The following is a 24,201-nucleotide window of genomic DNA, read 5'->3' on the forward strand; positions in this document are numbered from 1 at the left end:
AAATTATTATAGCATGTAGAATACAAATGGCGCAAGCGTTAAGCTTGTGCCTTTTGTTGTTCAGTACTTTTTTAAAATTTCATTATTTGTAACGTGATAATGGAAGCGAAAGAGCATTAACGTTTGCCAGATTTTTAACTTTGGCAATAAATCTTTAAATTTTTAGTATTCCATGGGGAATCCAACATTAACAGAAAATAGTAGTCAGAAACTAATAGAACTCTTAGAAGAGTTCAAATCCGCCACGTCTTTAACTAAGCCTGAAAAAGCCAATAGACTAATGGGGCAAATTGATATCTTATGCGATTCTGTAGACGGATTGGGTGTGATTTACAATTTAATTGAGGAGATTTCTGAAGGAGGTATTTTCAACGAAACTCCCTGGGCAGACCCCTCTAAATTAGTTGCAGGCTTAGTACATTGGACATTGAAAAGTGGTCATCCAAATTCTACTATAGAGCTTTTAAGTGAGCTGAGACTGATGGCAATCGCTAAGGGTGATTATAAAACTCCAAGTATTACAGCTGCAGAAGCAGATTCTTTTATTCAAGAGGTCTTAGTCGGAAATTTAGAATTTGTGTTCAATGACCCAGTAGAGGAGACTCGCTTGACAATGAGTGAACACGAACTTAGCAAAGTGCATAATTTGTTTAAATTCTTGTCTAATCATATCCATTTAGATGACGTAAAAGATACTTTAGCAGAAGAGTTAACGCTAATTTGTGAACAGCGTCCGGTCGTAACCGAGAAGCAAAGAAAGATCATCGCTTTAGTAAAGGAAAAGATCGAATTGGACCCTAACAAGGAGGGTGATCAAAAGCTTTTGAGCTTCCAACGCAGTATTTATCGTCCTGCGCATCGCACCATAAATGTAGATGTGGCTGACTACAGAGCCGTACTTGAAAAATTAAATAATACTGAGCTGTATCTTGAATCTCAAGAAATGGGAGAATCGATGTTGCGCTATGGCCTAGTAAGTGCATATCATGCAGTGTTGCTAAAATACTTGATTGAAAAGGAGTATTTTCGAACTGTACCGATCTGTCTAGGTCTTTCGCCAGTAGGTGAGAGTCGTTGGCAAGAACATACGTCTTACCTCAGTAAATTAATCCTAAGTACCGTTCATGTTGCAAATTCACAATGTATCTACGGACTTGCGAAAATGTTAGAAAACGGAATCATAGCTAGACAAGCCGTTCGTTCAGGTCTTTCGAATCTGGGAGAGATTAAACTGAATTCAGAAGTTGAAGAAAGAATTTTAAAGTCATCCAATGACCCTAGACATGAGGTGACTGCAAGACAATATTTGATCGGTGCACTCTTTAGGATTCTAGGTCAACCACTAGGCGTAGGTCAAGGTAATAACCCAACTTGCCAAAGTGCAAGGGGCATCAGCATGTGGAGTCAGCATGCACCAGCAAAATTAATCAACATGGTGCAAACTGCTGCTGTTACAAATGATATTACTTTCCGTTTTGAGGGACAGGAAATTAAAGCCTCTACTACCGGTAAAGGTTTAGTACAAAACTTGGATTATAATCTGGATGCCGTTTCAGTTACATTGGTCCCTATGTTGGACCGAATATATAATGAAATGATGTTAAGAGGTTCGGGAAGAGCGGAAGACCCACATAAATGGGTTAACCCAGCACTATATGGTCAGTGGATTCAGATTGGTTTTGCTTCAGCTTATGACTATTTATCTAACGCAATTGTTGATTTTGATGGTTTTGTTCGTGTTTTCTATGCGATGTGCCATCCAGACTATAACGGAAATCACAGATTGATTTATCCTAATCCGGTCGGTATATTTATTACAAGTTCAAAGGGTGATATGCTTGGATTCCATGCTGTCTCTTTATTAAGAGTAGATAAAGATCCTTCAGGTGAATACAGAGCTTACTTTTTGAATCCAAACAATGAAGGTAGACAGGATTGGGGGCAAGGAGTAAAGCCATCGGTATATGGAAACGGAGAAAAGCATGGTGAATCGTCATTACCTATTCATCACTTTGCAGCTCGTACTTACGCCTTCCATTTTAATGACTTAGAAGCTGAGCTTTTAGTAGATAATGTACCGGCAAAAGAAGTAGAAAAAGTTAGAACATTAGCAAAAGATAGCTGGGGGAAATCTTATACCTGGTTGGAAACAAAGAAAAAATGGTAAAACACTCTTCAAGAATCGAATTAAAACAATCTGCTTTAGAAGCAAATGTAAATTTCATAAAAAATATCATTGGCAAGGATGTTATTTTCTCTTCCGTGGTGAAGGCTAATGCATATGGTCATGGTATTAAAGAATTTGTACAAATAGCTGAAAAAAGTGGCGTTCGTCATTTTTCTGTGGCATCCTCTTTTGAGGCGGAAGAAGTGCTCGAGGCAACAGATGGTAAAAGCACCATAATGTTGATGGGTATTATCTATACAGATGACATCCCTTGGGCCATAGAGCATGATATCGAGTTTTTTGTCTATAATTTTGAAAGATTGCCCGAAGCAGTAGAAGCGTCAAAAAAAGTCGGAAAGAAAGCCAAGGTCCATATTGAAGTGGAGACAGGGTCTAACCGTACGGGCATGCATAAAAAGGAGTTTCCTAAAGCACTTTCCTTTTTAAAGGATAATCAGGAACATCTCATATTTCAAGGATTATGCACACACTTAGGTGGAGCGGAGAGCCCAAGTAATCAATTTAAAATTGATGATCAGAAAAAACGGTATAAAGCATTTTTAGAAATCTGTCAGGAGAATGGAATCGAACCTAATATCCGTCATATAGCGTGTTCAGCCGCAGCCATAGCCATGCCTGATACCTTCTATGATTTGGTAAGAGTAGGAGTGGCGCAATATGGTTTTTGGCCTAGCCCAGAGATTCATTATCAGTATTTAAGTGAGCACGGAAAGCAAGAAGAAGATCCGTTAAAGAGAATCTTCTCATGGAAAACTGATATAATGGATATACGGGAAGTGCCAGAGGGCGATTATATCGGCTATGGAACAGTCTTTCAAGCTAGCCATGCGATGAAAATTGCAGTAATGCCATTAGGTTATTCTAATGGATATCCAAGAGCCCTTTCCAATCGAGGCTATGTCTTGATCGGAGGAAAGAAAGCACCCATTGTTGGATTGATCAATATGAATTTATTTATGGTGGATATTACTCAGATTCCCGATGCAAAAGTAGGAGATGAGGTTGTTTTAATAGGAAAGCAAGAAAACGAAGTAATTAACGTGAGCAGCTTTACGGATTCAACACAATTATTGAATAACGAAATGATGAGTAGATTACCTGCTGCAATTCCTAGAACTATTGTAAGATAATAAATGAATGGAGAAGTATGAACTACACAAATTATGAACATACCGTCATAAAAGAGCTCGAGAAGAGGGCGGGAGATGTTTTATATTTGAAAGATGTAGCCCCGTATTTTATTTCTAAGAGCTGTTTGCAAATTTCTACCTATACGCAGACTGCTTACATTCAAGTGGGTGATAATATGCAAGCTGCATTGTCTGAGTATTTTCAAATGTTAGTTTTTTTGAAGAAGTTAGAGGAAAATGGTTCTTGTTTTTCCATTCCCTATACTCCCCTAGAAGACAACTTAGTGCAATTTGGAAACAGTGACTATTGTGAGTTTCAGCAAAATACCATTGCTGATGGGGATTTATTAATTCAATTATTTCAATACGCGAATAAAAAATATGTGATAGCACCGAACGCTTCGGATCAATTTAACCTGTCCCCAAAAAAATCTAAAATCAATTTCATTATTCCAAGTTTTATTCTCTTGCTTCTATTTATATTTATTGGGTCAATTGCTTATCAATCTTACTTGGATAGTAATAGACTTAAGCTACAGCAACAAGCTGTAGAAGCTAATTTGAAGGAGCAAACATTAAAAATTGGTTTGCTTTCTGATCAAATTCAAGTTCAGAAAGAGCTACAAAATGAAAGCTTGAGAGCATTTCAAAGCAAAATTGATATCATTAATTCTTCTCTCGAAAACCAGAATAAGACTTTGCGGATTATTAACTATTGGAATCAAAAGCAGTCTGTTCAAATAGCAGATTTGCTAGAAGTTATACGTTATGATTCCTTACAATGATTTTTAATGTACTACTTTAATTGCTTTAAATAGAATACTTATTAACTTTCCTACCAATTAATCATAACCCATTGTAACTATGAAAATTTTAGAAAAATTCAAACCCTTAAGTTTAGTGGCTTTAGCAGCTTTATTCTTTTTTTCTACTACATTGATTTCTTGTGGTGACAGTAAGAAAGAAGGTTCTTCTGAAGAGAGTGAAACAGAAGAAGTAATGATGGATGAAGCTGAGGGAGAACACCCTTCTGATGGAGATCATGAACACCCTAGCAGCGAAGAAGAATCGGATTCAACGAAAGAAGAACATCCATCAGGAGGTGGTGAGCATCCTAGTAACTAATTTTAGATACTATTTTTGATAAAGAGCCTGGAATTGAATGTTCTGGGCTTTTTTATGATAGTTTCATTTTTAAATCTCTTCAGCTGCTATTCTCTGAAAACTAAAGGTAGCATTACTCACAATGCTTTGACCGTCAACTTCAAAAATTGGGTATGCCATAAATTTTACAGGACTTGAATTTGGAGCTGGTTCAAATTCCAAATCTCTACCTTTTGTAAATTCAATCCTGTTTGCAGGATGTCTACCGAAGTAGTATGTTGCCAAGGCTGTGTATTTGTTCCCTTCACTTATATCTACTGGCCACCATTTATCTTCTGCATAGAATTCTGCCCAGCAATGATAGCCATTGATACCACCTTCATTTCTGTCAGACGGAATAGCTGCACCAATTGCAAAACGAGCAGGAATACTGGCTGTTCTTGCTAAAGAAATAAAAAGCGAATGGAACTCCGTACAATTTCCTGTTTTGGAATCACAGGCGTAGACGGCATCACCAGTACCATATTTCACATTTTTGGCATAACGCATATTATCTATGATGTAATCGTAAATAGCGCGGGCTTGAATGAGCTTATTATCATTTTCCATTCCAGCCGTGGCTTCTGCCACTATCTCTTTGAAGCGCTGTGTTCCCACAGGCATCAGTACATTTTCATTCAAATATTTTGTCAGTTGGGGGTTTTGTTCCGAGTACGCACTCTTTTCTATCCTTTTTACGTGGTAAGTAATCTTTATATTTTTGTTACTGTGCTTTGGCCCTAATTGAAGAAATAATATTTTATTACCATATTCTTTTTCAAGTATCATCTGATCTTGACCGGAGATTTGCATACTTTTTATTTCAATATCTTGAAACTGATCAGTTTGTGCAATGGGTATCCAAACTTTTGCCTTTTCTTCTATTGCCGGCAAAGTTGTTTCATAGTAGAATTCAAATTCATCCTGGCCTTCTATTACGCCAAGTAGTTCGTTCGAAGCGGATTCAATAGGCACTCTATGCCAGGTTTTATCTTTTTTTTGTTTCCAACTATAGAAAGGTTTTCCGTTTAGTTTGTGAACTGTTGTTTGGGTTACATCCATTGCTCCTGATTTACCGTCCATGAAGAAATCAACATCGTAAACATCTCCCGACTCATCTGCTAAATCCACGCACGCAAAGTGGCGATTCGGACCAAGATTAGAAAGGTATTCAGTATGAACTCTCACCAGCTTTAGCCTTAGCTCTTTATTGTCATCTTTCACATGAAAGTATCCGTCAGCTTCCTTAGTTTTATTAGCTATGTAGGCTTTAATTCCAGATTCTATATCTGCTATATTAACAGTAGGGACTGATTTCGAATCTTCTTTAGTGCTACTTTCTTTCTTTTCGCTAGGTTGGCAAGACAGTAATAGAAATGAAAAGAAGAGTAGGAATGATGTAGTTTTAAGCATTAAATTTGTTTAATTATTTAATAGTTAATGATTCCAAATTGAATATTCAATAAAAGGGTTTGTTATTTTTTGCCTTTTAGTTTATCTAATTCCTTTTGAAGTTTTTCTTTATCTTCTTGAGCTTTTTTGAGTTCAGTAATATCTTTTGAGACTGTAGAAACTCCGATAACTTCACCTTTATCATTTGTAATAGGTTCGCACCGAGTTTCAATTGATAAATTACCAGTCTGAAGCTCCCTAACTTCCTCTATTCGTAGTTTTTCTCCAGCTAAAGCCCTGTCATATCGTGCTTTCCATTTTTCTAATTGGTCCTTCGGTAAGATTGTTAATATACTTAACCCTGGTTTCAGTTCGATTCCGGATTGTTTAAATCGATTTTTCAGGACATCATTTACTACTAAAATTTCATAGTCAGTATTAATAGCAAAATAAGTGTCTTCCGTATTATTAATCATACCGTTCAGCACAAACCCTCTTTGTGCCAGCTTTTCGGCATTCTCCTCTCTTTGCAATTCCAGCTGCTTTTCTTTGGTGATATCTCTAGAGAAGACGGATGCCCCTGATATGGCACCATCTTTTTGTTTGATCGGATGAATGTCGTAATGACGATACGTATCTTCACCTTTTACGCTACTTTTGATAGTAAACGAAAGAATCTCTCCTCTAAATACGCGATCATAATATCCTTTCCATTCATCTCTGACATCTCCAAGCATATCTAACGCATTGCTGCCTTCCTTCATTTTTTCGTACTGAGTGCCCTTATATCGATTTTTAATAACATCATTCATCAAAATAATTTTGTAATCGGTGTTAATCAAAATTATAGAATCTGTTGTATTATTAATTAAGGCATTGAGGTTGGCTTCTTTTTCTGCCATCTCCGTTTGAGCTCGTCCCATTTCTTCTTGGGTAGCCTCCATTTCCTCCATATTTTGACGCATTTCTTCTTCCTGAGAACGCATCTGCTCAGTCATTTCCTGTGATTCACTTAAGAGTTTCTTGGTTCGTTCATTGGTTTTGGCACTGGCAATAGTAGAAGCAATATTCTCTCCTAATTTCTCTACAAACTCAATTTTATATTCAGCTATGTCTTGAATTGAGGCAATTTCAACCACTCCCTTGATTTCTTCATTAATTTTCAAAGGAACAATTAAAACGCACCTAGGAAGAGTTTCTCCCAAGCCAGACTTGATTTCTACGTAATCTTCAGGGACTTCAGTGAGGTAAATCCGATCACCTTCTTGCACTGCTTGTCCTACTAAACCTTCCCCTACGGCAATTTCCTTTTTCAATCTTTTTCTACGTTCGTAGGCATAGGCCGATTCTAATATAATCTTAGCTTCTTCATCTTCATCTTCCGGCTCAGTCAAAACAAACAATGCCCCTTGGTTGGCATCCATGAATTTCACTAAATTGGAAACAATCTGATAGGATAATTCCTCAATATTGTCATTATTGTTTCTCAGAATATCTGCAAATTTTGCTAAACCTTCATTTACCCAACTGCGCTCTTTATCGGCTTTTGCAGAATCTTGCATCTTAGCACGCATTTGGAGTAGGGAGGATGCTAAAGAATTATCATGATCTTTTTCCAATCCTTTATAATCAGCGTCTAATTGACCTTCACCAATTTTCGTGGTGAAATCCGTAGCATTCTCTAAAATCTCGGCCATTGAGTTAATATTTTGAGCAATATAACCCAACTCATTTTTGCTATTATAGTCAATTTTTTCTGTTAAATTTCCTTTTGACAATTCTCTAGCTGAAAGTGAGATTTTGTAGATCGGGTTAAGAATTAAATATTTTACAATACAGTAAATAAAAGAACTTAGTAAAAAAATATAAAGGTAGAGGAGAATCATATACAGGGATTGAGCCTCTTGTTCTTCTTCATTTATACGATCTATCAATGTCTTTATTTTGGCATGCTTTGCAACAAATGCATTGTATTTTTTCTCCAGGCTTTGTTTTGCTTCCTGAATGGTCTTTTCACCATCTTGTATGTTGTAAAGCTCTTCTTTTAATGGAGTCCAATAGACCATTAAATCTTCAATTTCTGCTTTCAACTTATGATTGACTTCAACTTCTATAGTTTCTTCACCTAATTGACCCCCTTTGGTGTATGCAAAGAGAATTCTTTCCACTGCTCTAATGTTGGAACCGATGTTTTCTTTATTTTCACTTATATATTGGGGTGCTAGAGGAGAGCTAATATTGTCTAAACTACCGATGCTTTTTGATCTTAGTAAACTTTGTTGATTAATACCAGTGTTCATAATGACCAGATAGATCGCAATTGCAAGCAGAAATATTCCCACGCCCATAGAATAGGCCAAATTTCTAATTTTCCAATCACAAAGGTTTCTTCTCCAGTTTGCCATGATAGATTAATGGTATAGCGTTAAAAAAATATTAGTTCTCTATTGTACTTTTTGAATATTGAAATCGACTGCTTGATCTAGCGAATTGAAGCGAATATATAAAGCTTTTATATAACCTTCTGTATATTGTGTGCAATTTTCGTTCGGCTCTACATAATAGATGAAGAATTTCTGACTTCTTTCATATAATTGATGCTTATCTGCAGTACCTAAAAGATTGATCATTTCATTTTGCGATAATCCTCTTAATTTATCCTTCTGACTTAATAAATCATCCACTACGCCAATTCGATATTCATTGCAGGCATTTTTATCCTCTTTCCATTTCTTCAAGTCTATATTTTCCAATTGAGGAACTTCTCCACAGCTAAAACAAATTAGAAAAATTATAAAGGGTATCAGTTGGGTTGTTTTCATACTTATATGTTTATGCTTTTGGGGTTTCCTATAAATCGATTCAGATTTGATTTAATCATTGATTATTACAGCTTTATGACCAGTTCAAGAAATTGTTTTTGAAGAAGCTTGAGCTACGGTCGAAAAAGATTTTTTGATAAAAATCAGTGCAGTAAATGAAATGACTCCATAAGCTAAAACTGCTGCTGTAACTAGAGATCCAACATTCGGAATCAGAACGAAGACTACGACAACTGGAGTAAGTAGGACTCTAAATATCTCTAATCCAAAAGAGTACTTCTTTTCTTCCAATATGACACCGGCCCCTGTAACTCCTAAAATAATCAAAGAAACAGCTAGAGCTTGTTGCCAGATATTAAAATTATCAGCATTAAAAAGAAATAGAGCGGTTCCGGCAAGGATTATAATGTATTGAATCAAAACGTATAGACTGAATGCGCCTGATGTTTGCTTATCGTATTTTCGGTCATTTTTAGGATCGATTTCTGGTATAGGTAATTGTCCCCCCATTTCTTTAGGTTGCCAACCAGGACGGTAGAAAATATACTTTAGTTTATTTTTAAAACCTTTCATGAGTTTAATGCCTTGTCCCATTTCAATGTAGTGCTGAAAATTTACCCAAACAGGATTCCAGCTGGCAGTTTGTTTTGTAATTCCATAAGTAGGTCTTTCTTCTTCCTCTTGAAAGGTGCCAAACATTTTATCCCATATGATAAATACCCCAGCATGATTTTTATCTATATATTTAGGGTTTCTCCCGTGATGCACCCGATGATGGGAAGGCGTATTGAAGAACCATTCAATCGGGCCTAACTTTCCAATCGTTTCAGTGTGAATCCAAAACTGATAAACTGTTACCAAGCCAGACATCAGAACAAAGCTTAACGTATCAAAGCCAATGAAAGCTAAAGGAAAATAGAAGAAGAAAGTCCAAATAATCTGAAAAGACCCTTGCCTTAAAGCAACAGAGAAGTTATAATCCTCACTTTGATGGTGCACAACATGCCCACCCCAAAATAGATTAATCTCATGACTTTTTCTATGAGCCCAGTAATAGAAAAAATCTGCTAAGACGAAAAGTATTATAAGATTGTACCAAGTAGGAGTGATGGAAAATAATGCAAAATTTTCAAATACCCATTGATAAGCTGCTACGCTTAGTATTTTAAAAAAAATTCCGGTTACTTGCTGTGTAATTCCGCAACTTATATTAGTGATAGCATCGTTCAATCTGTAAATTCTATATCTTTTTACTGCTTGAATAAGCAATTCAATTCCGATCAGAGCGAAATAAATAGGAATTGATAAAATTATAGGGTTAAAATCCATTTGTAACTATTTAAGCTATAAACAAGACGAATCATCCGTTCGTTTCGAAATATAACATTTTGAATAAAAACTTCCTTGAAAAAATGCTGAAATACTCATGAATAAATTTAATTTTGCGTGTAAATAAAAATTATGGACAGAATCTCAAGAGCTTTTTTGATTGGTACGAGTATAGCTTACATAGCTGTTTTGTTTTACACTTATGCCTATTTTGCAGAGTTATCAGTTGTGAAAATCAAGCTGTTAGATAATCAGATTCAATTTAGTAATAATACGTTATTTTACACTGGTTTGATTATTCCTATTGTAATTGTACTTATCTGTGTTGCTCTTGCTGTAGTGATCAAAAGTCAACCCATTGGTCCTAAATTTTATTTTAAGAATGAAAAAGTAAAAAACACTTTAGCTTCTTGGGCTAGAAGTTTGGCAGGTACTTTCAATCTGTTTTTTGCCAGCCTCTTAACGGTTTTTATTTTTGTTAATAATGAGGAAGGTATGACTCAGAGTGGCTATTTACCACTCGTTATTGTTAGTATATTAGTTATCTTTTTTTGGGTCCTTTGGCTCCCATTTATTCTGAGAAGAAATAAATAAATTTTTACTTTTTTTTTCTTGGAGATTGAGGCCTTAATTCTATGGCTTTAATCAACTCATATTCAAATATTTTATTGGCTCTGCTTGATGTAAGACTTCATCTCTTTTGATGTCTTTCTATGCCTGAAATAGAATAGAGGGATTCCTAAAAAGCTTTACAATTAGAAAAAGCTTTGTAATTTTAAAATTTGAGTAGCTAAAACTTTCAATCCAACAAACACTATGGCGGAATTTCAATATGATGAGGATAGTATAAAATCACTGGATTGGCGGGAGCATATTCGTATGCGTCCTGGTATGTATATCGGTAAATTAGGAGATGGTTCTTCTCCAGATGATGGAATATATGTATTAGTAAAGGAAGTGATTGATAACTCCATTGATGAGCACATGATGGGGTTTGGTAAAACAATAGAAATTAAAATCACCGATCAAAGAGTAGAGGTGAGAGACTATGGGAGAGGAATCCCGCTTGGCAAAGTAGTGGATTGTGTCTCTAAGATCAACACAGGTGGAAAATATGATACTGGAGCTTTCCAAAAGTCTGTTGGATTAAATGGAGTAGGTACAAAAGCAGTCAATGCCCTTTCTAATTATTTTAAAGTTCAAGCGTTTCGAGATGGACAAACAAAAGTTGCAGAATTTCAAAAAGGGGTAATTAGCAATGATTCGAAAGTAGCCTCTTCAAGCGGTAGAAATGGTACTTTGATAGCTTTTGAGCCCGATGAAACGGTTTTTAAAAACTATCATTACATTCCTGGATTTTTGGAAGAGCAAATGTGGAATTATGCATTTCTTAATGCTGGTTTGACCATCAATTTTAATGGTGAGAAATTCCATTCTGCTAATGGATTGAAAGATCTGTTGGATCGTAAAACTGATGAAGAAACCAATCGCTACCCAATCGTTCATTTGAAGGGTGAAGATATTGAAATGGCCATGACTCACGCGAATCAGTACGGTGAAGAATATTATTCTTTCGTAAATGGTCAAAATACCACTCAGGGGGGTACACACCTAGTGGCTTTCAAAGAGGCTATCGTAAAAACTGTTCGTGATTTTTACGGTAAAAATTATGATCCTTCCGATATCAGGCAGGCCATAGTTGCAGCAATTTCAGTGCGGGTACAAGAACCTGTTTTTGAATCCCAAACGAAAACAAAGTTAGGGTCTCAAAATGTGGCTCCTGATGGCCCCACCATGCGAACATTCATCAGTGATTTTGTAAAGAAAGCATTGGATGATTTTCTGCATAGAAACCCTCAAACTGCTGAGGCGATTCAAAAAAGAATAATGCAGTCGGAGCGAGAACGCAAGGATATGGCAGGTATTAAGAAATTAGCTAACGAAAGAGCCAAGAAAGCTAATCTTCATAATAAGAAATTAAGAGATTGCCGTGTGCATTATGACGATCCTAAGCATGATAGAAAGGATGATACTATGATTTTCATCACAGAGGGAGACTCCGCCTCAGGTTCTATCACCAAATCTCGTGACGTGCAGACGCAAGCTGTGTTTAGTTTAAGGGGTAAACCGTTGAATTGCTATGGTAAAACCAAGAAATTGGTGTATGAAAATGAGGAATTCAATCTTTTGCAGCATGCCTTGAACATTGAGGAAGGTCTTGAAGGGCTTCGTTACCGAAAAGTAATTATTGCCACGGATGCTGATGTAGACGGAATGCATATTCGATTACTTTTAATGACCTTCTTTCTGCAATTCTTTCCTGATTTAGTTCGAGACGGGCACCTGTATATTTTGGATACCCCTTTGTTTAGGGTGCGAAATAAAAAGGAAACTATCTATTGCTATTCGGATGAAGAAAGAAGAAGAGCTATTGAAAAGATTGGGAAAGCAGCGGAAATCACCCGATTTAAAGGTTTAGGTGAAATTTCACCTGAGGAATTTGGAGAATTCATCAATGAAAATATCAAACTGGATCCAATTATTTTAAATAATCAAACAAAAATAAAGGATCTCTTGACGTTCTATATGGGGACTAATACCATGGAAAGACAACAGTTTATTATTGACAAATTAAGAGTTGAGAAGGATTTGGAAGAAGAATTGGCTGAATCTTAACTTATTTTAGGATACTTACAGGAGCTGAATTATTGTAATTGCAATACAGTGAATCGGTGTGTATTTGAGTAAAAAATCATCAAAATATCGTCTTTGATTAATTCAAATGGAAGAAAATAACGAAAATAGCGAACCAAAAAACAACCAAAACGGAGAGGATAAGGATAAATTACATAACGTGATTGCGGTATCTGGTATGTACGAAAACTGGTTTTTGGATTATGCTTCTTACGTAATCCTTGAGCGGGCGGTACCTGCAAACGAGGACGGATTTAAGCCTGTTCAGAGACGTATCATGCACGCCATGAAGGAAATGGATGATGGTCGCTTTAATAAGGTTGCTAACATTATTGGCCAGACGATGCAATATCACCCACATGGTGATGCTTCTATTGGAGATGCCATGGTGAATATGGGCCAAAAAGATATCCTCATTGAAACGCAAGGGAATTGGGGGGACATCAGGACAGGCGATAGTTCAGCCGCACCTCGTTATATTGAAGCCAGACTTTCCAAATTTGCTTTGGATGTAGTTTTTAATCCGCAAACCACTGAGTGGCAATTATCTTATGATGGCCGTAAAAAGGAACCCGTTACATTACCTGTAAAATTTCCATTGCTACTAGCGCAAGGGGTTGAAGGAATTGCAGTAGGCCTTTCCACTAAAATTCTTCCGCATAACTTTTGTGAATTGATTCAAGCATGTATCAATGTATTAAAGAAGAAAAAGGTAGAAATCTATCCTGACTTTCCGACAGGAGGAATGGCAGATTTTTCTGACTATAATCAAGGCTTAAGAGGTGGCAAAATAAGGGTAAGAGCAAAAATTGAAGAAGGCGAGAAGCGTACCCTTTTAATCAAGAATATTCCCTTTGGTACCACCACAACAGGCTTGATAGAATCCATCATTAAAGCGAATGATAAAGGGAAAATCAAAGTAAAGAAAGTGGTCGACAATACCGCGAAAGATGTTGAAATTGAAGTGCAATTGGCAGCAGGGCAATCTCCTGATATCACGATAGATGCATTGTATGCCTTTACAGATTGTGAAGTGTCCATTTCTCCCAATGCTTGTGTAATTATTGAGGACAAACCGATTTTCTTACCTGTAAATGAAATTTTAGATAAGAATGTTGAGGATACCGTTCAGCTTTTAGAGCGTGAATTGGAAATCCGTAAAGGGGAGTTAATGGAGAAAATCTTATTCTCCTCTTTGGAAAAAATATTTATTGAAAACAGAATATACCGCAACATAGAAGAATGTGAAACTTGGGAAGCAGTTTTAGAAACAATTGACAAGGGCTTAGAGCCATTCAAACCGCAATTCTACAGAGAAATTACGCAGGATGACATTATCCGCTTAACGGAAATCAAAATCAAGAGAATTTCTAAATTTGATAAGTTCAAGGCAGATGAATTGATGCGTAAGCTGGAAGATGAGTTGGCTCAGGTTGAGCATCACTTAAAGAACCTGACCGAATATGCCATCGATTATTACAAAGGTCTACTAGAGAAATACGGTAAAGGAAGAGAGCGTAAGACTGAAATCAAAAGCTTCGATAATATTCAAGCACACACTGTGGCTGCGAATAATCAAAAATTGTATGTAAACAGACAAGAAGGGTTTATTGGGTATGGGATGAAGAAAGACGAATTCGTGTCTGACTGCTCCGATTTAGATGACGTGATCGCTTTTAAGCGAGATGGGACTTATAAAGTCGTGCGAATTGATGAGAAAGTTTTTGTAGGAAAGGATATTATTCATGTTGATATTTTCCGTAAAAATGATGAGAGAAGAGTATACAATGCTGCTTATCTTGATGGGAAATCTGGGCGAACAATGGTGAAAAGATTTCAAGTCTTGTCAGTCACCAGAGATAGGGATTATGACCTGACCAAAGGAGCTAAAGGATCCAAAGTATTGTATTTGGAAGCTCGTCCGAATGGGGAGTCAGAAGTTATTAATGTAAAATTATCAAATTCATGCAGGGCAAGAGTCAAAGTATTCGATTTCGACTTTGCTGAATTGGAAATCAAAGGTAGAGGAGCAGGAGGGAATATTTTAACCAAATACCCTGTAAAGAAAGTAGAGTTTAAATTGCTAGGCGAAAGTAGTTTTGGAGGCCTGAAGATATATTATGACCAGTCTGTTGGAAAGTTGAATACAGACGAGAGAGGTAAATTGATCGGCTCTTTTCATGGTGATGATACTATTTTAGTTGTTTACAAAGAGGGTTCTTATGAATTGCGTAACTATGAATTGACCAACCGATTTGAAGGAGAAAAAGTACAGCTAATTCAGAAATTTGATCCAAATAGTGTGATCTCAAGCGTGTACTTTGACGGTGCATCCAAAAATTATTTTGTAAAACGTTTCCAAATCGAAACGAGAACGCTGAATAAACCTTTTCTATTCATCTCAGAGCATAAAAAATCAACTTTAACGGTGGTGAGCACCGACAAAGATCCTCAATTGGAGATAGAATTCCGTAAGGGGAAAGACCGAGAAAAGGAATCGGCAACTTATGATTTTGATATGTTGATAGATGTCAAGGGTTGGAAAGCAATAGGGAACAAGCTTTCTCAGTATGATGTCACCAAGGTAAAATTATTAGAAAGTAAAAAGGAGGAGAAAGAGAAGGAATATAAATCAGGTGATTCTGTAGACTTTGAGGTTGATGACGATAAAGAGCAATTGGGTTTATTCTAAAATACATGGAAGCAGATTTAGTTGATTTTCTAACGCAAAAATTTGGTGATTTTCTCTCTGATGAAAGAAAGCAGTTTATTGAAACTGTTTTAGATAATCGGACGGATTTTATTAGAGTTGTGCTCGAAGATATTCGAGATCCTCATAATGCCAATGCGATCATCCGCTCTGGGGAATGCTTAGGAATTCAGCATTATCACATCATTGAAAATGAAAACGTATTCAAGCTCGGTAGAGGAGTTAGCAGGGGAGCTATAAAATGGGTCGATGTTCATCAATATCCTGAAAGCAAAACTCCTACTGCCGATGTCCTCCAAGATTTGAAGTCAAAAGGATACAAAATTGTGGTAACTAGTCCAAATGAGGAGGCTTGCGAACCTAAAGATTTATCCTTAGATCAGCCGATTGCTGTTGTCATGGGCAATGAGCGAGATGGAATAAGTGATGAAGCTAAAGCTATGGCAGATGATTTTATACGCTTACCGATGCATGGATTTACCGAAAGTTATAATGTTTCAGTCGCGTCAGGAATAACATTCTATAGTTTGATTAGCAGATTAAGACAATCAGTGGATAAATGGCAATTTGATCAGCACACTAAAGCCGATTATCGCTTGCGCTGGTATAAAAAATGTATGGCTAGACCTGACGATTACGAGAAATTTTTCGTTAAGGCATTTGAACCAGAAAAAACATAATGATTAAGTTCTTCATTCGCCTTGGCTTATTTGTAGTAATAGCAGCGATCGTATTTGCTCTTTTTTCCAATGTATTCATCATTTCGCAAACCAGTGACTACATTTATGCAAATATTGACTCCATCCCGGAAAAAGAAATAGCCTTGGTTTTAGGGACTAGTAAGCGGAATGTCAAAGGTGAAGCGAATAGTTTCTTTGATAATAGGATGGAAGCAGCTGCTAAGCTGTTTCATAAAGGAAAAGTGAAAGGCTTACTTCTTAGTGGGGATAATAGAACTCGCTATTATGACGAGCCTAGCGATATGAAGAAGGCATTAATGTTGAAAGGTGTACCAGAAAGTGCTATTTCAATTGATACTGCTGGCCTTAGCACTATAGAAAGCGTTTACCGCTGCAAAGAACTTTTTAAACATGAAGATGTCACGATTATCACCCAGCAATTTCATGCTTATAGAGCCTTATATATTAGTAGGCACTATGATATGGATGCAATAGCTTTTCCTGCAGAGGAAGTACCTGTTTATTCTTCAACGAAAGTGACCATAAGGGAATTTTTTGCCCGTCCGAAAGCGTTGCTTGACTTATATTTACCTAATAAACTTATGGGGATTACGCAGCTTTGAATTAACCTTTTCGACCAATTTTTTTTGAACCACATTTATGAACCAATTTAAGCACTATTTCATAGTTCTATTAATTTTTACCACCCTGGCTGCTAGAGCTCAAACAGAGGTTTTCGGTACTGTTACCGATGCTAAAACGGGAGAGGTGCTCCCATTTGTAAATGTGTATTTTTCAGGCACTCAAAATGGAATTACCACTGATATAAAAGGTTTTTATGAACTGACATCAAGTGCTTCACTTGATACTTTAGTAGTAAGTTATATTGGTTACGTGACCGAAAGAATACCTCTAAAAAGAGGAGGGATTAATGAAGTGGATGTTTCATTGGGTCAAGATGTGATGACTTTAAATGAAGTAATTGTTCGACCGGGAGAGAATCCGGCCTTCAGAGTAATGAGAAAAGTAATCGCTAAGAAAGAAGAGTACGATCCACGGAACATTGATTATTATAAAGTGGAAAGCTATAACAAAATTGAGGGATATATTGATAAGATGAATAAGGGGTTGGAGGAGCGAAAGATCATACAAAAAATTGTTGCCGCTGTGGACAGCGTTCAGCCCCTAAGAAATAAGAAAGGGCAAAAAATGATTCCTGTTTTCTTCTCCGAAAGTATATCAAATGTCTATAACAATACTAATCCCAAGCACAGTAAAGAAGAAGTGATTAACAGCAATATCAAAGGGATCATGGTAGATGACAATTCTATTGCGCAACAATTTGTCGGTTCAGCATTTCAAGAGTATAATTTTTATGATAATTGGATGGATTTGTTCGGAAAGCAATTTGTTTCACCTTTAGCTGATTCCTGGAAAATGTATTATGAATATGAGCTTACTGATTCATTCAAAGTAGCTGATCAAATTCATTATCAAATTGAGTTTGAACCGAAGAATAAGCAGAATTTAGCCTTTATCGGAACGATGCTTATTGAGAAAAATAGCTGGGCCCTAAAGAATATAAGCGCGAATATTACCGAAAATACGAATATCAATTATTTGTCAGGGCTTCAAATCTTTCAGGAAATGAAGTACTTCCCTGAACGAAATGTACTGCTGCCTGAAAAAGTTGATGTGAAGTTAGATGTGGATCCTATTTTAGGAGTATATCCGGGCATGTATGCTGTTTTTAATCTCTCTTATTCAGACTTTGTTTTTGATCGTCCGATGCCAATTGCTTTTTATGATATACCAGTAAAAGTATTACCTAAACCAAGTAATGATAATTTTTGGGTAGAAAAGAGGCATCAACCCTTAAATGAAAGTAATCAACAGATTGCTACAATGATTGATGATATAAGAGATATTGGGGCTGTTCGAGCTTACGAAGATCTACTATATTTTGCGATCACTGGCTATTTTGAATTAGGAAAGTTTGATATTGGGCCCTATCCAAATATCTATACTTTTAATGATGTAGAAGGACATCGATTTCAGCTTGGGGGAAGAACAAATGAACGCTTGAGCAGCAAGTGGCAATTTGGTGGTCATTTGGCATATGGTACGGAAGATCAAAAATTCAAATATAATGCAAATATCAAATATATTTTATCACGTGCTCCTTGGCAAACAATCGAACTAGTTCACGGCTATGAATTGAATCAACTCGGCTTAAAAGATGTAAGTCCAGAGGACAACCCTTTTTTCTATGCCTCCTCAAGGTTCGGAACCTTAATAAAGCCTTATTACAGTGAAACAAATAAATTAAGCTTTAGTAGTGACATAAGAGGTGGGCTTTCTGTGAAGGCAGGAGTGAAAACAGAGCATTTCGAACCCGATTTCCCATTCAACTATATTCCAAACGAGCAGGATACAGGCGATTTAAGAAACAGCTTTAATACGACCGCCATAAAATTAGGAATTCGCTATGCAAAGGGGGAGAAGTTTTTGATTGACGGAAATCGGAAATTAGTGGTAGGACGTAATTCATGGCCTGTTTTTAGTTTAGATTATGAGTTAGGCTTGAAGGATGTACTCTGGGGTGATTTAGATTATCATCAATTAACAGCTAATATAACCCACTTTATACCTTACAACGGGATAGGAATCGGGAAAATGGACTTAGAGGCTGGAAGGATGTTTTCGGAAGTTCCGTATCCGATGCTGAAAGTGCATACTGGGAATCAGGGAATCTTCTTTTCCAATGCTTCTTTTAATTTAATGAATTTCTATGAGTTTGTAAGTGATAGTTATGTATCGGTAAAGTACACACATTACTTTGAGGGCATGATTCTCAACCATATTCCACTCATGAAAAAGTTGAATTGGAGACTAGTGGGTATAGCAAATGTGATCTACGGAGGTATGTCTGATGCCAATAAATCACTTGCTGGAGAGGAGTATAACTCGACAGATGGTTTTTATACCCTAGAGGACAAACCTTATGTAGAATTTGGGTATGGGGTAGAGAATATCTTCAAAGTGCTACGAGTTGATTTCTACCATAGACTGACCTATCTAGATAATCCCAGTATCTCAAAGTTTGGGGTGAAGTTTAATTTTCAATTGATTTTGTAAACCTCTTCGAGTTGATAGTTAGCTGTATTTTAAGGACTCAATTTAGCACCTTTTAAAAGTTTGTCTTCAGTTCGTAAATCAAGATAAATCTCTTTATTGATTTCACAGATAGAAAATTATTGCTATATTTTAATCGTGCACGATTAAAACGATTAAGATTTAAATTGAACAAACATGAAAACATATTACATTAAAAATGCGCTTAGAGTTCTATTAGGGCTCTTTATGACCGTTGCGGGTATTGGACACCTTACTTTCCAAAGGGAAGAGTTTCTAGCTCAGGTTCCTAGATGGTTACCAACAGACCCTGCATTTATGGATTTTGTGGTGCTATCATCTGGGATAGTAGAAATCACGCTTGGGTTATTAATGATCATTTTAGTGAAACATCAAGCAAAAGTAGGATTAGCGTTGGCTGTATTTTACATCTTGATTTTTCCTGGAAATATATCACAATATGTAAATGAAATCGATGCTTTTGGTCTTGATACAGATCGGAAAAGGCTGATTCGCCTATTTTTTCAACCTGTTTTAATTCTTTGGGCCTTATGGTCGACTGGTGGATGGAAGTATTTTTTGTCAAAAGTTAAAAAGTAGAGTAATATGAGTTTTTACAAATACGAAGCAAATCTCTTGACAGGAGAAAAATTGTCAATGAAAGTTTTTGAGAATAAGACAGTAATTGTGGTGAATACAGCCAGTAAGTGTGGTTTAACAACTCAATATGAAGGCTTGGAAGATCTATATAAGAAGTATAAAGATCAGGGGCTAGTGATTCTTGGGTTTCCTTGTAATCAATTTGCCAATCAAGAAAGTGGCGATTCTAAGGAGATACAAGAGTTCTGTCAAGTGAATTACGGTGTTAGTTTTCCTATTTTTGAGAAAGTCGAGGTAAACGGTAAAAATGCGCATCCCGTATTTAACTATTTGAAATCTCATCTCAAGGGCGGGATCTTAGGGAGCAAGATTAAATGGAATTTCACTAAATTTGTTATTGATAAAGAGGGTAGACCTGTTAAAAGGTTTGCGCCTACTACTAAACCTGAAAAAATGGAGTCATATATCAAACAGTTACTGTAACTATGGATGATAAATTCGCATCGCTTTATTTAGATAAACAGTTATGCTTCCCGCTTTATGCTGCCTCAAGATTAACTACTAAACTATATGGGCCGTATCTGGATAAGCTAGATATAACATATCCCCAATACTTAGTGATGCTAGTTTTATGGCAGCATAATTCCCAAACCGTTAATAAAATTGGACAAAGGCTTATGTTAGAGTCCAATACATTGACGCCTCTTTTAAAAAGACTAGAAGCTAAGGGTTTGCTTAGCAGAAAGCGAGCAGAAATTGATGAACGTACAGTAATAGTGGCCCTAACAAAAAAGGGGGATGATTTAAAAGCAGCAGCAGCATCTATTCCAGAGCAAATTTTTAGTTCCTTTCAAGATGAGAGTGTATCTATAGCTGAAATTACCATATTTAAAGACATGTTGGAAAAGCTGATCAACTCACTTGATGAAAAAGTAAATAAGGCTAAGTGATGTTGTCCCACTTGGTAGAGAAGGAGATAGGCATAAAAAAAGTCACCAACTTTGCGGACGGTGACTTCTTTATAGCTTAAGTTATTATTTTAAAGACCAAACAGTATAACTATTTGGAGGGCATTGAATTTTAACCCACTGATCATTTTGAGTTGTTGGTTCCCAACTGGAATTACCTGTATAGTCTTTGATAACAGAATTGCCCCAATTAGTAGAAACCCACCTTTCTAACCATTGATTTGAATCATTCAAATATACTATAATGCCAGGATTGCCATTCCTTCTGGCAACATACTCATCATTGTCAGCATATAAGATATCAGTTCCTCCGGTGGCTAGATTTCTGTGAATCCACATCAGGTTATCCAATTTATCTTGATCCAACCATTCTTCATAATCCTGATAGAATAGAGTAGGATAACCTTCATGTGTAAAGATATACGCATAGGCATGCATTTTATCCCAGATCTCATCTGTATCATGATTGCTGACGAAAGTGACAGCTTTTGCAGCATCTCTTTTCCAGAGCATATCTCCTTGCAGCTTGGTCAAATCATTTCCGTCAAAGGCTTCATCCATTCTGTAGTAGCATGCGAAATCAAAGGCGGATGATGTTCTGTTAGTACTATTCACCCAATCTTGCAACAACTGCGCATTTCCATCCCAATACTCGCCTACAGCGAATCCGCCTACATTATTCATCCACTCACGAACTACCCAGCCGCCAAAGCCTTTTACATAATCAAATCGCCAGCCATCGAAGCCTAGTTCATCGCGGTAGTATTTTCCAACTCCATCCGTTCGATTCCACAACCAATCCTGTACATAAGTAGTCGAATGACTTAAATCGGGAAAGCCTCCAAACACTCCCTCATCACTTCCCACTACCGCATTAGGGTGAAAATCACTAGCAGATCTGTAGAATTTTCCAGATGCTGGGTTGAAATCAGTGTAGGTATCAGTTCCTGTATAAGGGTTTGCTTCTAAATCAGCACCACTATTGTGGTTCAAGACAATATCAGCGTAGACTTCAATATCATATTGGTGAGCTGTATTGATTAGATTTTCTAATTCAGCTCTCGAGCCAAAGCGTGTTTCTATGGAACCTTGCTGGTCATAGTCACCGAAATCGAAATAGTCGAATGGATCATAACCCATAGAGTTAGGACCATCCATAGCTTTGGATACAGGTGGTAGCCAAATGGCGCTTACACCTGCGGCATCCCAGCTGGGAATTTTGCTTTCAATAGTCTGATACCAAGTACCTCCTGCAGGCACATCCCAGTAAAATGCTTGCATTATTATACCGCCACCAGGTCCAGGATTTCTTTGGTTTGCATTTTCATCTGTTGAGTGCACAGTTGAAAATGGATCCCTTGCTTTCTTTCTAGAGTGTTTTCGCTGTTCTTCTAGTTCGTTTTGATCTGAACAAGATACAATTATTGCCATTAGCAATAAAGGAATTAAATTTTGTGCAATTAGTCGTCTCATAAAATATTATATTTGGTTGAAGCATTAATTACAGTAATATATATCGGTATTAAAAGTGTTGTGTAAATAAAAGTTCCGAAATCGTTTGCGGTTTCGATTGCGAAAAAATTAGATTGCATTTATTTTTAGGCTATACCGAGACAGTTGAATTAATGGAATATTTCAAAATGTAGTCACAGCCTAAAAGTCTATTACGGATATGATGCAGGCGGTAGTGGAATTGCTAAAATCACCGATAAAGATGGAGAAGTCACCACCAACCGCTATATTCGTGATGCAAGCGGAAATGTAATGGCAGTGTATAAGGAAGAAGAAGCTATTGAACACCATCTGTACGGCAGCAGCCGTTTAGGTCTTGCGTTAGAGAAAGCCCGACCAGGACAGCTAAAGTTAGGCTATAGAAACTATGAACTAAGCAACCACTTAGGCAATGTGTTGGCTGTGATTACTGATAACGTAAACATCGTATCAGACGAAGCAGAAAGCGAATGGTACAGCAGCAAAGCCTGGCCTAATTTAATTGCCACGAATGACTATTATCCTTTTGGAATGGGCATGGAAGGTAGAACTTCGGACTTAAGCGATAATGAAGGTTACCGCTACGGCTTTAACGGTAAGGAAAAAGACCCCGAGGGCATGGGCGGTGGCGGCTCTACCTATGACTACGGCTTCAGGATTTATAATCCGAGGATTACGAAGTTTTTGAGTGTGGATCCGTTGATGAAAAGTTACCCTATGCTGACGCCTTATCAGTTTGCTAGTAATACGCCTATTCAAGCAATTGATTTGGATGGGCTGGAGGCTAAAACAGTAGCTAAATTGAAAGACGATTATGAAAATATGCAGGGTTATAAGGTTTCAATCAATAAAGAAACAAATGAGACTCTTATAACCAAGATAGAATTAGTTAATGTTAGTGTTTCTGGTTATTGGCTAAAAAATACTGTTACTGGGGAATTTAAACAAACAGAGATTAATATTTCAGGAAGTGGAAAAATTGAGAAATTTGTTGAATTTGATTTTACTGTTGTAGGAGAAAAGCTTCTTCCAGGTCACTTAGGCCACGATTTAGGATTTTTAACGACTTCAAAGAAGTCTAACTTGACTGTTAACGTTATAGCTGATTTAGATATTGATATCCCAAGTAATTCGAATTTTGTCAATGATACTCGAAATGATGTTATGTTTGATCCTGTCGTAGAATCGATGACTACCTTGTTAGGTAATCAAGAAAGGTATTGGCCAATGAATTTAAGTGAAACCACTTTTCCGGCCTCCTATTGGAGTTATCAAGATGCTTTTGAAGTTGTCTATGAATTTGTGGCTATGAAAATTGCTGATGAAGATCCTCTAAAGGCGTCTGATAATTTAACGGATAAAGCAGATAGAAATAGCATTAATTTATCTTTTGGTATAGAAGATACAAAAGATTTTAATGCCCTAATTAATGAAATTAATAATGCTCAACCAGTTAAGTATTAATTTAATGAGGAAAATAATAAATTTTATTAAGGATTTTTTTGATGACTTGTTTTCTTACCCTGAAATTTCCAACGAAGAAATGAATCGATACTACAGAGAGAAAGAGGTTGATCAGGAAAAGATGAATGAAATTAGAATGAAAAGAATAAAACTGGTAATTTTTTTATTCGTTTTGTTTTGGATAGTATTTTTAGTGATAAAAAAATGAAACCTGTATCTACTAAAATACCCACACCCACTAGCGCGCGTTGCGAAGCAAAACGCGTGCTATTTGCTGCTTATGTATCGTGCTAAAATTACTTTTCGGTTTTGCATTATTGTCCTAATGTAACTTTACTAAGATGAATAGCCCTAGTATTCTTTTAGGTTTTCTTTATAGTAGTTTTTCCATTTCCGTGTTATGATCTCTTCAGTTGTATGAGTTTTCTTTTATACTGATATATTGCCTGTAAATA

General features: G+C 36.6%; 20 protein-coding genes. 15 read left to right on the top strand and 5 right to left on the bottom strand.

What is annotated here, in order from left to right; translation table 11 throughout:
- The first annotated feature begins 172 nt into the window (after positions 1 to 172).
- The 4 genes from B9Y84_RS02120 to B9Y84_RS02135 all read left to right on the top strand — a co-directional run bounded on the left by B9Y84_RS02120 (position 173) and on the right by B9Y84_RS02135 (position 4,443).
- The gene (locus B9Y84_RS02120; protein WP_085515444.1) at positions 173 to 2,167 is read left to right on the top strand and encodes a hypothetical protein; all 1,995 of its coding nucleotides are present in this window, start codon (positions 173 to 175) and stop codon (positions 2,165 to 2,167) included.
- Complete coding sequence (gene alr / locus B9Y84_RS02125) at positions 2,161 to 3,318, top strand: alanine racemase (protein ID WP_085515445.1); 1,158 nt, start codon at positions 2,161 to 2,163, stop codon at positions 3,316 to 3,318. Before B9Y84_RS02120 ends, alr begins: the two co-directional genes overlap by 7 nt.
- Positions 3,319 to 3,335: 17 nt before the next feature.
- Positions 3,336 to 4,103, top strand: a complete 768-nt coding sequence (locus tag B9Y84_RS02130; protein WP_085515446.1) for a hypothetical protein — start codon at positions 3,336 to 3,338, stop codon at positions 4,101 to 4,103.
- Positions 4,104 to 4,182: 79 nt separating this feature from the next.
- Positions 4,183 to 4,443, top strand: coding sequence for a hypothetical protein (locus B9Y84_RS02135; RefSeq protein WP_245830806.1), 261 nt, complete (start codon positions 4,183 to 4,185; stop codon positions 4,441 to 4,443).
- A 69-nt stretch (positions 4,444 to 4,512) separates the two neighbouring features.
- Here B9Y84_RS02135 and B9Y84_RS02140 read toward each other — a convergent pair whose 3' ends face one another.
- The 4 genes from B9Y84_RS02140 to B9Y84_RS02155 form a co-directional block, all read right to left on the bottom strand.
- Complete coding sequence (locus tag B9Y84_RS02140) at positions 4,513 to 5,874, bottom strand: transglutaminase-like domain-containing protein (protein ID WP_085515447.1); 1,362 nt, start codon at positions 5,872 to 5,874, stop codon at positions 4,513 to 4,515.
- Positions 5,875 to 5,936: 62 nt separating this feature from the next.
- Positions 5,937 to 8,258: a PAS domain S-box protein gene (locus B9Y84_RS02145; RefSeq protein ID WP_085515448.1), complete on the bottom strand. Its 2,322-nt coding sequence runs from the start codon at positions 8,256 to 8,258 to the stop codon at positions 5,937 to 5,939.
- A 39-nt stretch (positions 8,259 to 8,297) separates the two neighbouring features.
- The gene (locus B9Y84_RS02150) at positions 8,298 to 8,675 is read right to left on the bottom strand and encodes a hypothetical protein (protein ID WP_085515449.1); all 378 of its coding nucleotides are present in this window, start codon (positions 8,673 to 8,675) and stop codon (positions 8,298 to 8,300) included.
- Between the two features lie 84 nt (positions 8,676 to 8,759).
- Positions 8,760 to 10,004: a sterol desaturase family protein gene (locus B9Y84_RS02155; protein ID WP_085515450.1), complete on the bottom strand. Its 1,245-nt coding sequence runs from the start codon at positions 10,002 to 10,004 to the stop codon at positions 8,760 to 8,762.
- Between the two features lie 132 nt (positions 10,005 to 10,136).
- Here B9Y84_RS02155 and B9Y84_RS02160 point away from each other — a divergent pair, with 132 nt between their 5' ends.
- The 9 genes from B9Y84_RS02160 to B9Y84_RS02200 all read left to right on the top strand — a co-directional run bounded on the left by B9Y84_RS02160 (position 10,137) and on the right by B9Y84_RS02200 (position 20,773).
- On the top strand, positions 10,137 to 10,598 hold the full coding sequence (locus B9Y84_RS02160) for a hypothetical protein (protein ID WP_085515451.1): 462 nt from the start codon (positions 10,137 to 10,139) through the stop codon (positions 10,596 to 10,598).
- A gap of 222 nt (positions 10,599 to 10,820) precedes the next feature.
- On the top strand, positions 10,821 to 12,680 hold the full coding sequence (locus B9Y84_RS02165; RefSeq protein ID WP_085515452.1) for a DNA topoisomerase IV subunit B: 1,860 nt from the start codon (positions 10,821 to 10,823) through the stop codon (positions 12,678 to 12,680).
- A 106-nt stretch (positions 12,681 to 12,786) separates the two neighbouring features.
- On the top strand, positions 12,787 to 15,390 hold the full coding sequence (locus B9Y84_RS02170) for a DNA gyrase/topoisomerase IV subunit A (RefSeq protein ID WP_085515453.1): 2,604 nt from the start codon (positions 12,787 to 12,789) through the stop codon (positions 15,388 to 15,390).
- Positions 15,391 to 15,395: 5 nt separating this feature from the next.
- Positions 15,396 to 16,088, top strand: a complete 693-nt coding sequence (locus tag B9Y84_RS02175; protein WP_085515454.1) for a TrmH family RNA methyltransferase — start codon at positions 15,396 to 15,398, stop codon at positions 16,086 to 16,088.
- Positions 16,088 to 16,711: a SanA/YdcF family protein gene (locus tag B9Y84_RS02180; RefSeq protein WP_085515455.1), complete on the top strand. Its 624-nt coding sequence runs from the start codon at positions 16,088 to 16,090 to the stop codon at positions 16,709 to 16,711. Before B9Y84_RS02175 ends, B9Y84_RS02180 begins: the two co-directional genes overlap by 1 nt.
- Positions 16,712 to 16,748: 37 nt before the next feature.
- Complete coding sequence (locus B9Y84_RS02185) at positions 16,749 to 19,226, top strand: DUF5686 and carboxypeptidase-like regulatory domain-containing protein (protein WP_085515456.1); 2,478 nt, start codon at positions 16,749 to 16,751, stop codon at positions 19,224 to 19,226.
- A gap of 174 nt (positions 19,227 to 19,400) precedes the next feature.
- Complete coding sequence (locus tag B9Y84_RS02190; protein ID WP_085515457.1) at positions 19,401 to 19,823, top strand: DoxX family protein; 423 nt, start codon at positions 19,401 to 19,403, stop codon at positions 19,821 to 19,823.
- A 6-nt stretch (positions 19,824 to 19,829) separates the two neighbouring features.
- Complete coding sequence (locus B9Y84_RS02195) at positions 19,830 to 20,306, top strand: glutathione peroxidase (RefSeq protein ID WP_085515458.1); 477 nt, start codon at positions 19,830 to 19,832, stop codon at positions 20,304 to 20,306.
- A 2-nt stretch (positions 20,307 to 20,308) separates the two neighbouring features.
- The gene (locus tag B9Y84_RS02200; RefSeq protein WP_085515459.1) at positions 20,309 to 20,773 is read left to right on the top strand and encodes a MarR family winged helix-turn-helix transcriptional regulator; all 465 of its coding nucleotides are present in this window, start codon (positions 20,309 to 20,311) and stop codon (positions 20,771 to 20,773) included.
- 84 nt (positions 20,774 to 20,857) lie between these two features.
- Here B9Y84_RS02200 and B9Y84_RS02205 read toward each other — a convergent pair whose 3' ends face one another.
- Positions 20,858 to 22,264, bottom strand: a complete 1,407-nt coding sequence (locus tag B9Y84_RS02205; protein WP_085515460.1) for an alpha-amylase — start codon at positions 22,262 to 22,264, stop codon at positions 20,858 to 20,860.
- Positions 22,265 to 22,555: 291 nt separating this feature from the next.
- Between B9Y84_RS02205 and B9Y84_RS02210 the strand changes: the two genes are divergently transcribed.
- Both B9Y84_RS02210 and B9Y84_RS02215 read left to right on the top strand, forming a co-directional pair.
- Positions 22,556 to 23,746 carry an RHS repeat domain-containing protein gene (locus tag B9Y84_RS02210; protein WP_085515461.1) on the top strand — a complete coding sequence of 397 codons (1,191 nt, stop codon included), beginning with the start codon at positions 22,556 to 22,558 and terminating at the stop codon, positions 23,744 to 23,746.
- Between the two features lie 4 nt (positions 23,747 to 23,750).
- Complete coding sequence (locus B9Y84_RS02215; RefSeq protein ID WP_139827924.1) at positions 23,751 to 23,954, top strand: hypothetical protein; 204 nt, start codon at positions 23,751 to 23,753, stop codon at positions 23,952 to 23,954.
- Positions 23,955 to 24,201: the final 247 nt, after the last annotated feature.

Origin of the sequence: Marivirga sericea (assembly GCF_900177665.1) — a bacterium.
GTDB lineage: Bacteria > Bacteroidota > Bacteroidia > Cytophagales > Cyclobacteriaceae > Marivirga > Marivirga sericea.

Bases quoted from the DNA above. Each gene is read 5' to 3' on its own strand.
- B9Y84_RS02120 (WP_085515444.1), top strand. From the start codon at position 173: ATGGGGAATCCAACATTAACAGAAAATAGTAGTCAGAAACTAATAGAA.
- alr (WP_085515445.1), top strand. From the start codon at position 2,161: ATGGTAAAACACTCTTCAAGAATCGAATTAAAACAATCTGCTTTAGAA.
- B9Y84_RS02130 (WP_085515446.1), top strand. From the start codon at position 3,336: ATGAACTACACAAATTATGAACATACCGTCATAAAAGAGCTCGAGAAG.
- B9Y84_RS02135 (WP_245830806.1), top strand. From the start codon at position 4,183: ATGAAAATTTTAGAAAAATTCAAACCCTTAAGTTTAGTGGCTTTAGCA.
- B9Y84_RS02140 (WP_085515447.1), bottom strand. From the start codon at position 5,874: ATGCTTAAAACTACATCATTCCTACTCTTCTTTTCATTTCTATTACTG.
- B9Y84_RS02145 (WP_085515448.1), bottom strand. From the start codon at position 8,258: ATGGCAAACTGGAGAAGAAACCTTTGTGATTGGAAAATTAGAAATTTG.
- B9Y84_RS02150 (WP_085515449.1), bottom strand. From the start codon at position 8,675: ATGAAAACAACCCAACTGATACCCTTTATAATTTTTCTAATTTGTTTT.
- B9Y84_RS02155 (WP_085515450.1), bottom strand. From the start codon at position 10,004: ATGGATTTTAACCCTATAATTTTATCAATTCCTATTTATTTCGCTCTG.
- B9Y84_RS02160 (WP_085515451.1), top strand. From the start codon at position 10,137: ATGGACAGAATCTCAAGAGCTTTTTTGATTGGTACGAGTATAGCTTAC.
- B9Y84_RS02165 (WP_085515452.1), top strand. From the start codon at position 10,821: ATGGCGGAATTTCAATATGATGAGGATAGTATAAAATCACTGGATTGG.
- B9Y84_RS02170 (WP_085515453.1), top strand. From the start codon at position 12,787: ATGGAAGAAAATAACGAAAATAGCGAACCAAAAAACAACCAAAACGGA.
- B9Y84_RS02175 (WP_085515454.1), top strand. From the start codon at position 15,396: ATGGAAGCAGATTTAGTTGATTTTCTAACGCAAAAATTTGGTGATTTT.
- B9Y84_RS02180 (WP_085515455.1), top strand. From the start codon at position 16,088: ATGATTAAGTTCTTCATTCGCCTTGGCTTATTTGTAGTAATAGCAGCG.
- B9Y84_RS02185 (WP_085515456.1), top strand. From the start codon at position 16,749: ATGAACCAATTTAAGCACTATTTCATAGTTCTATTAATTTTTACCACC.
- B9Y84_RS02190 (WP_085515457.1), top strand. From the start codon at position 19,401: ATGAAAACATATTACATTAAAAATGCGCTTAGAGTTCTATTAGGGCTC.
- B9Y84_RS02195 (WP_085515458.1), top strand. From the start codon at position 19,830: ATGAGTTTTTACAAATACGAAGCAAATCTCTTGACAGGAGAAAAATTG.
- B9Y84_RS02200 (WP_085515459.1), top strand. From the start codon at position 20,309: ATGGATGATAAATTCGCATCGCTTTATTTAGATAAACAGTTATGCTTC.
- B9Y84_RS02205 (WP_085515460.1), bottom strand. From the start codon at position 22,264: ATGAGACGACTAATTGCACAAAATTTAATTCCTTTATTGCTAATGGCA.
- B9Y84_RS02210 (WP_085515461.1), top strand. From the start codon at position 22,556: ATGGCAGTGTATAAGGAAGAAGAAGCTATTGAACACCATCTGTACGGC.
- B9Y84_RS02215 (WP_139827924.1), top strand. From the start codon at position 23,751: ATGAGGAAAATAATAAATTTTATTAAGGATTTTTTTGATGACTTGTTT.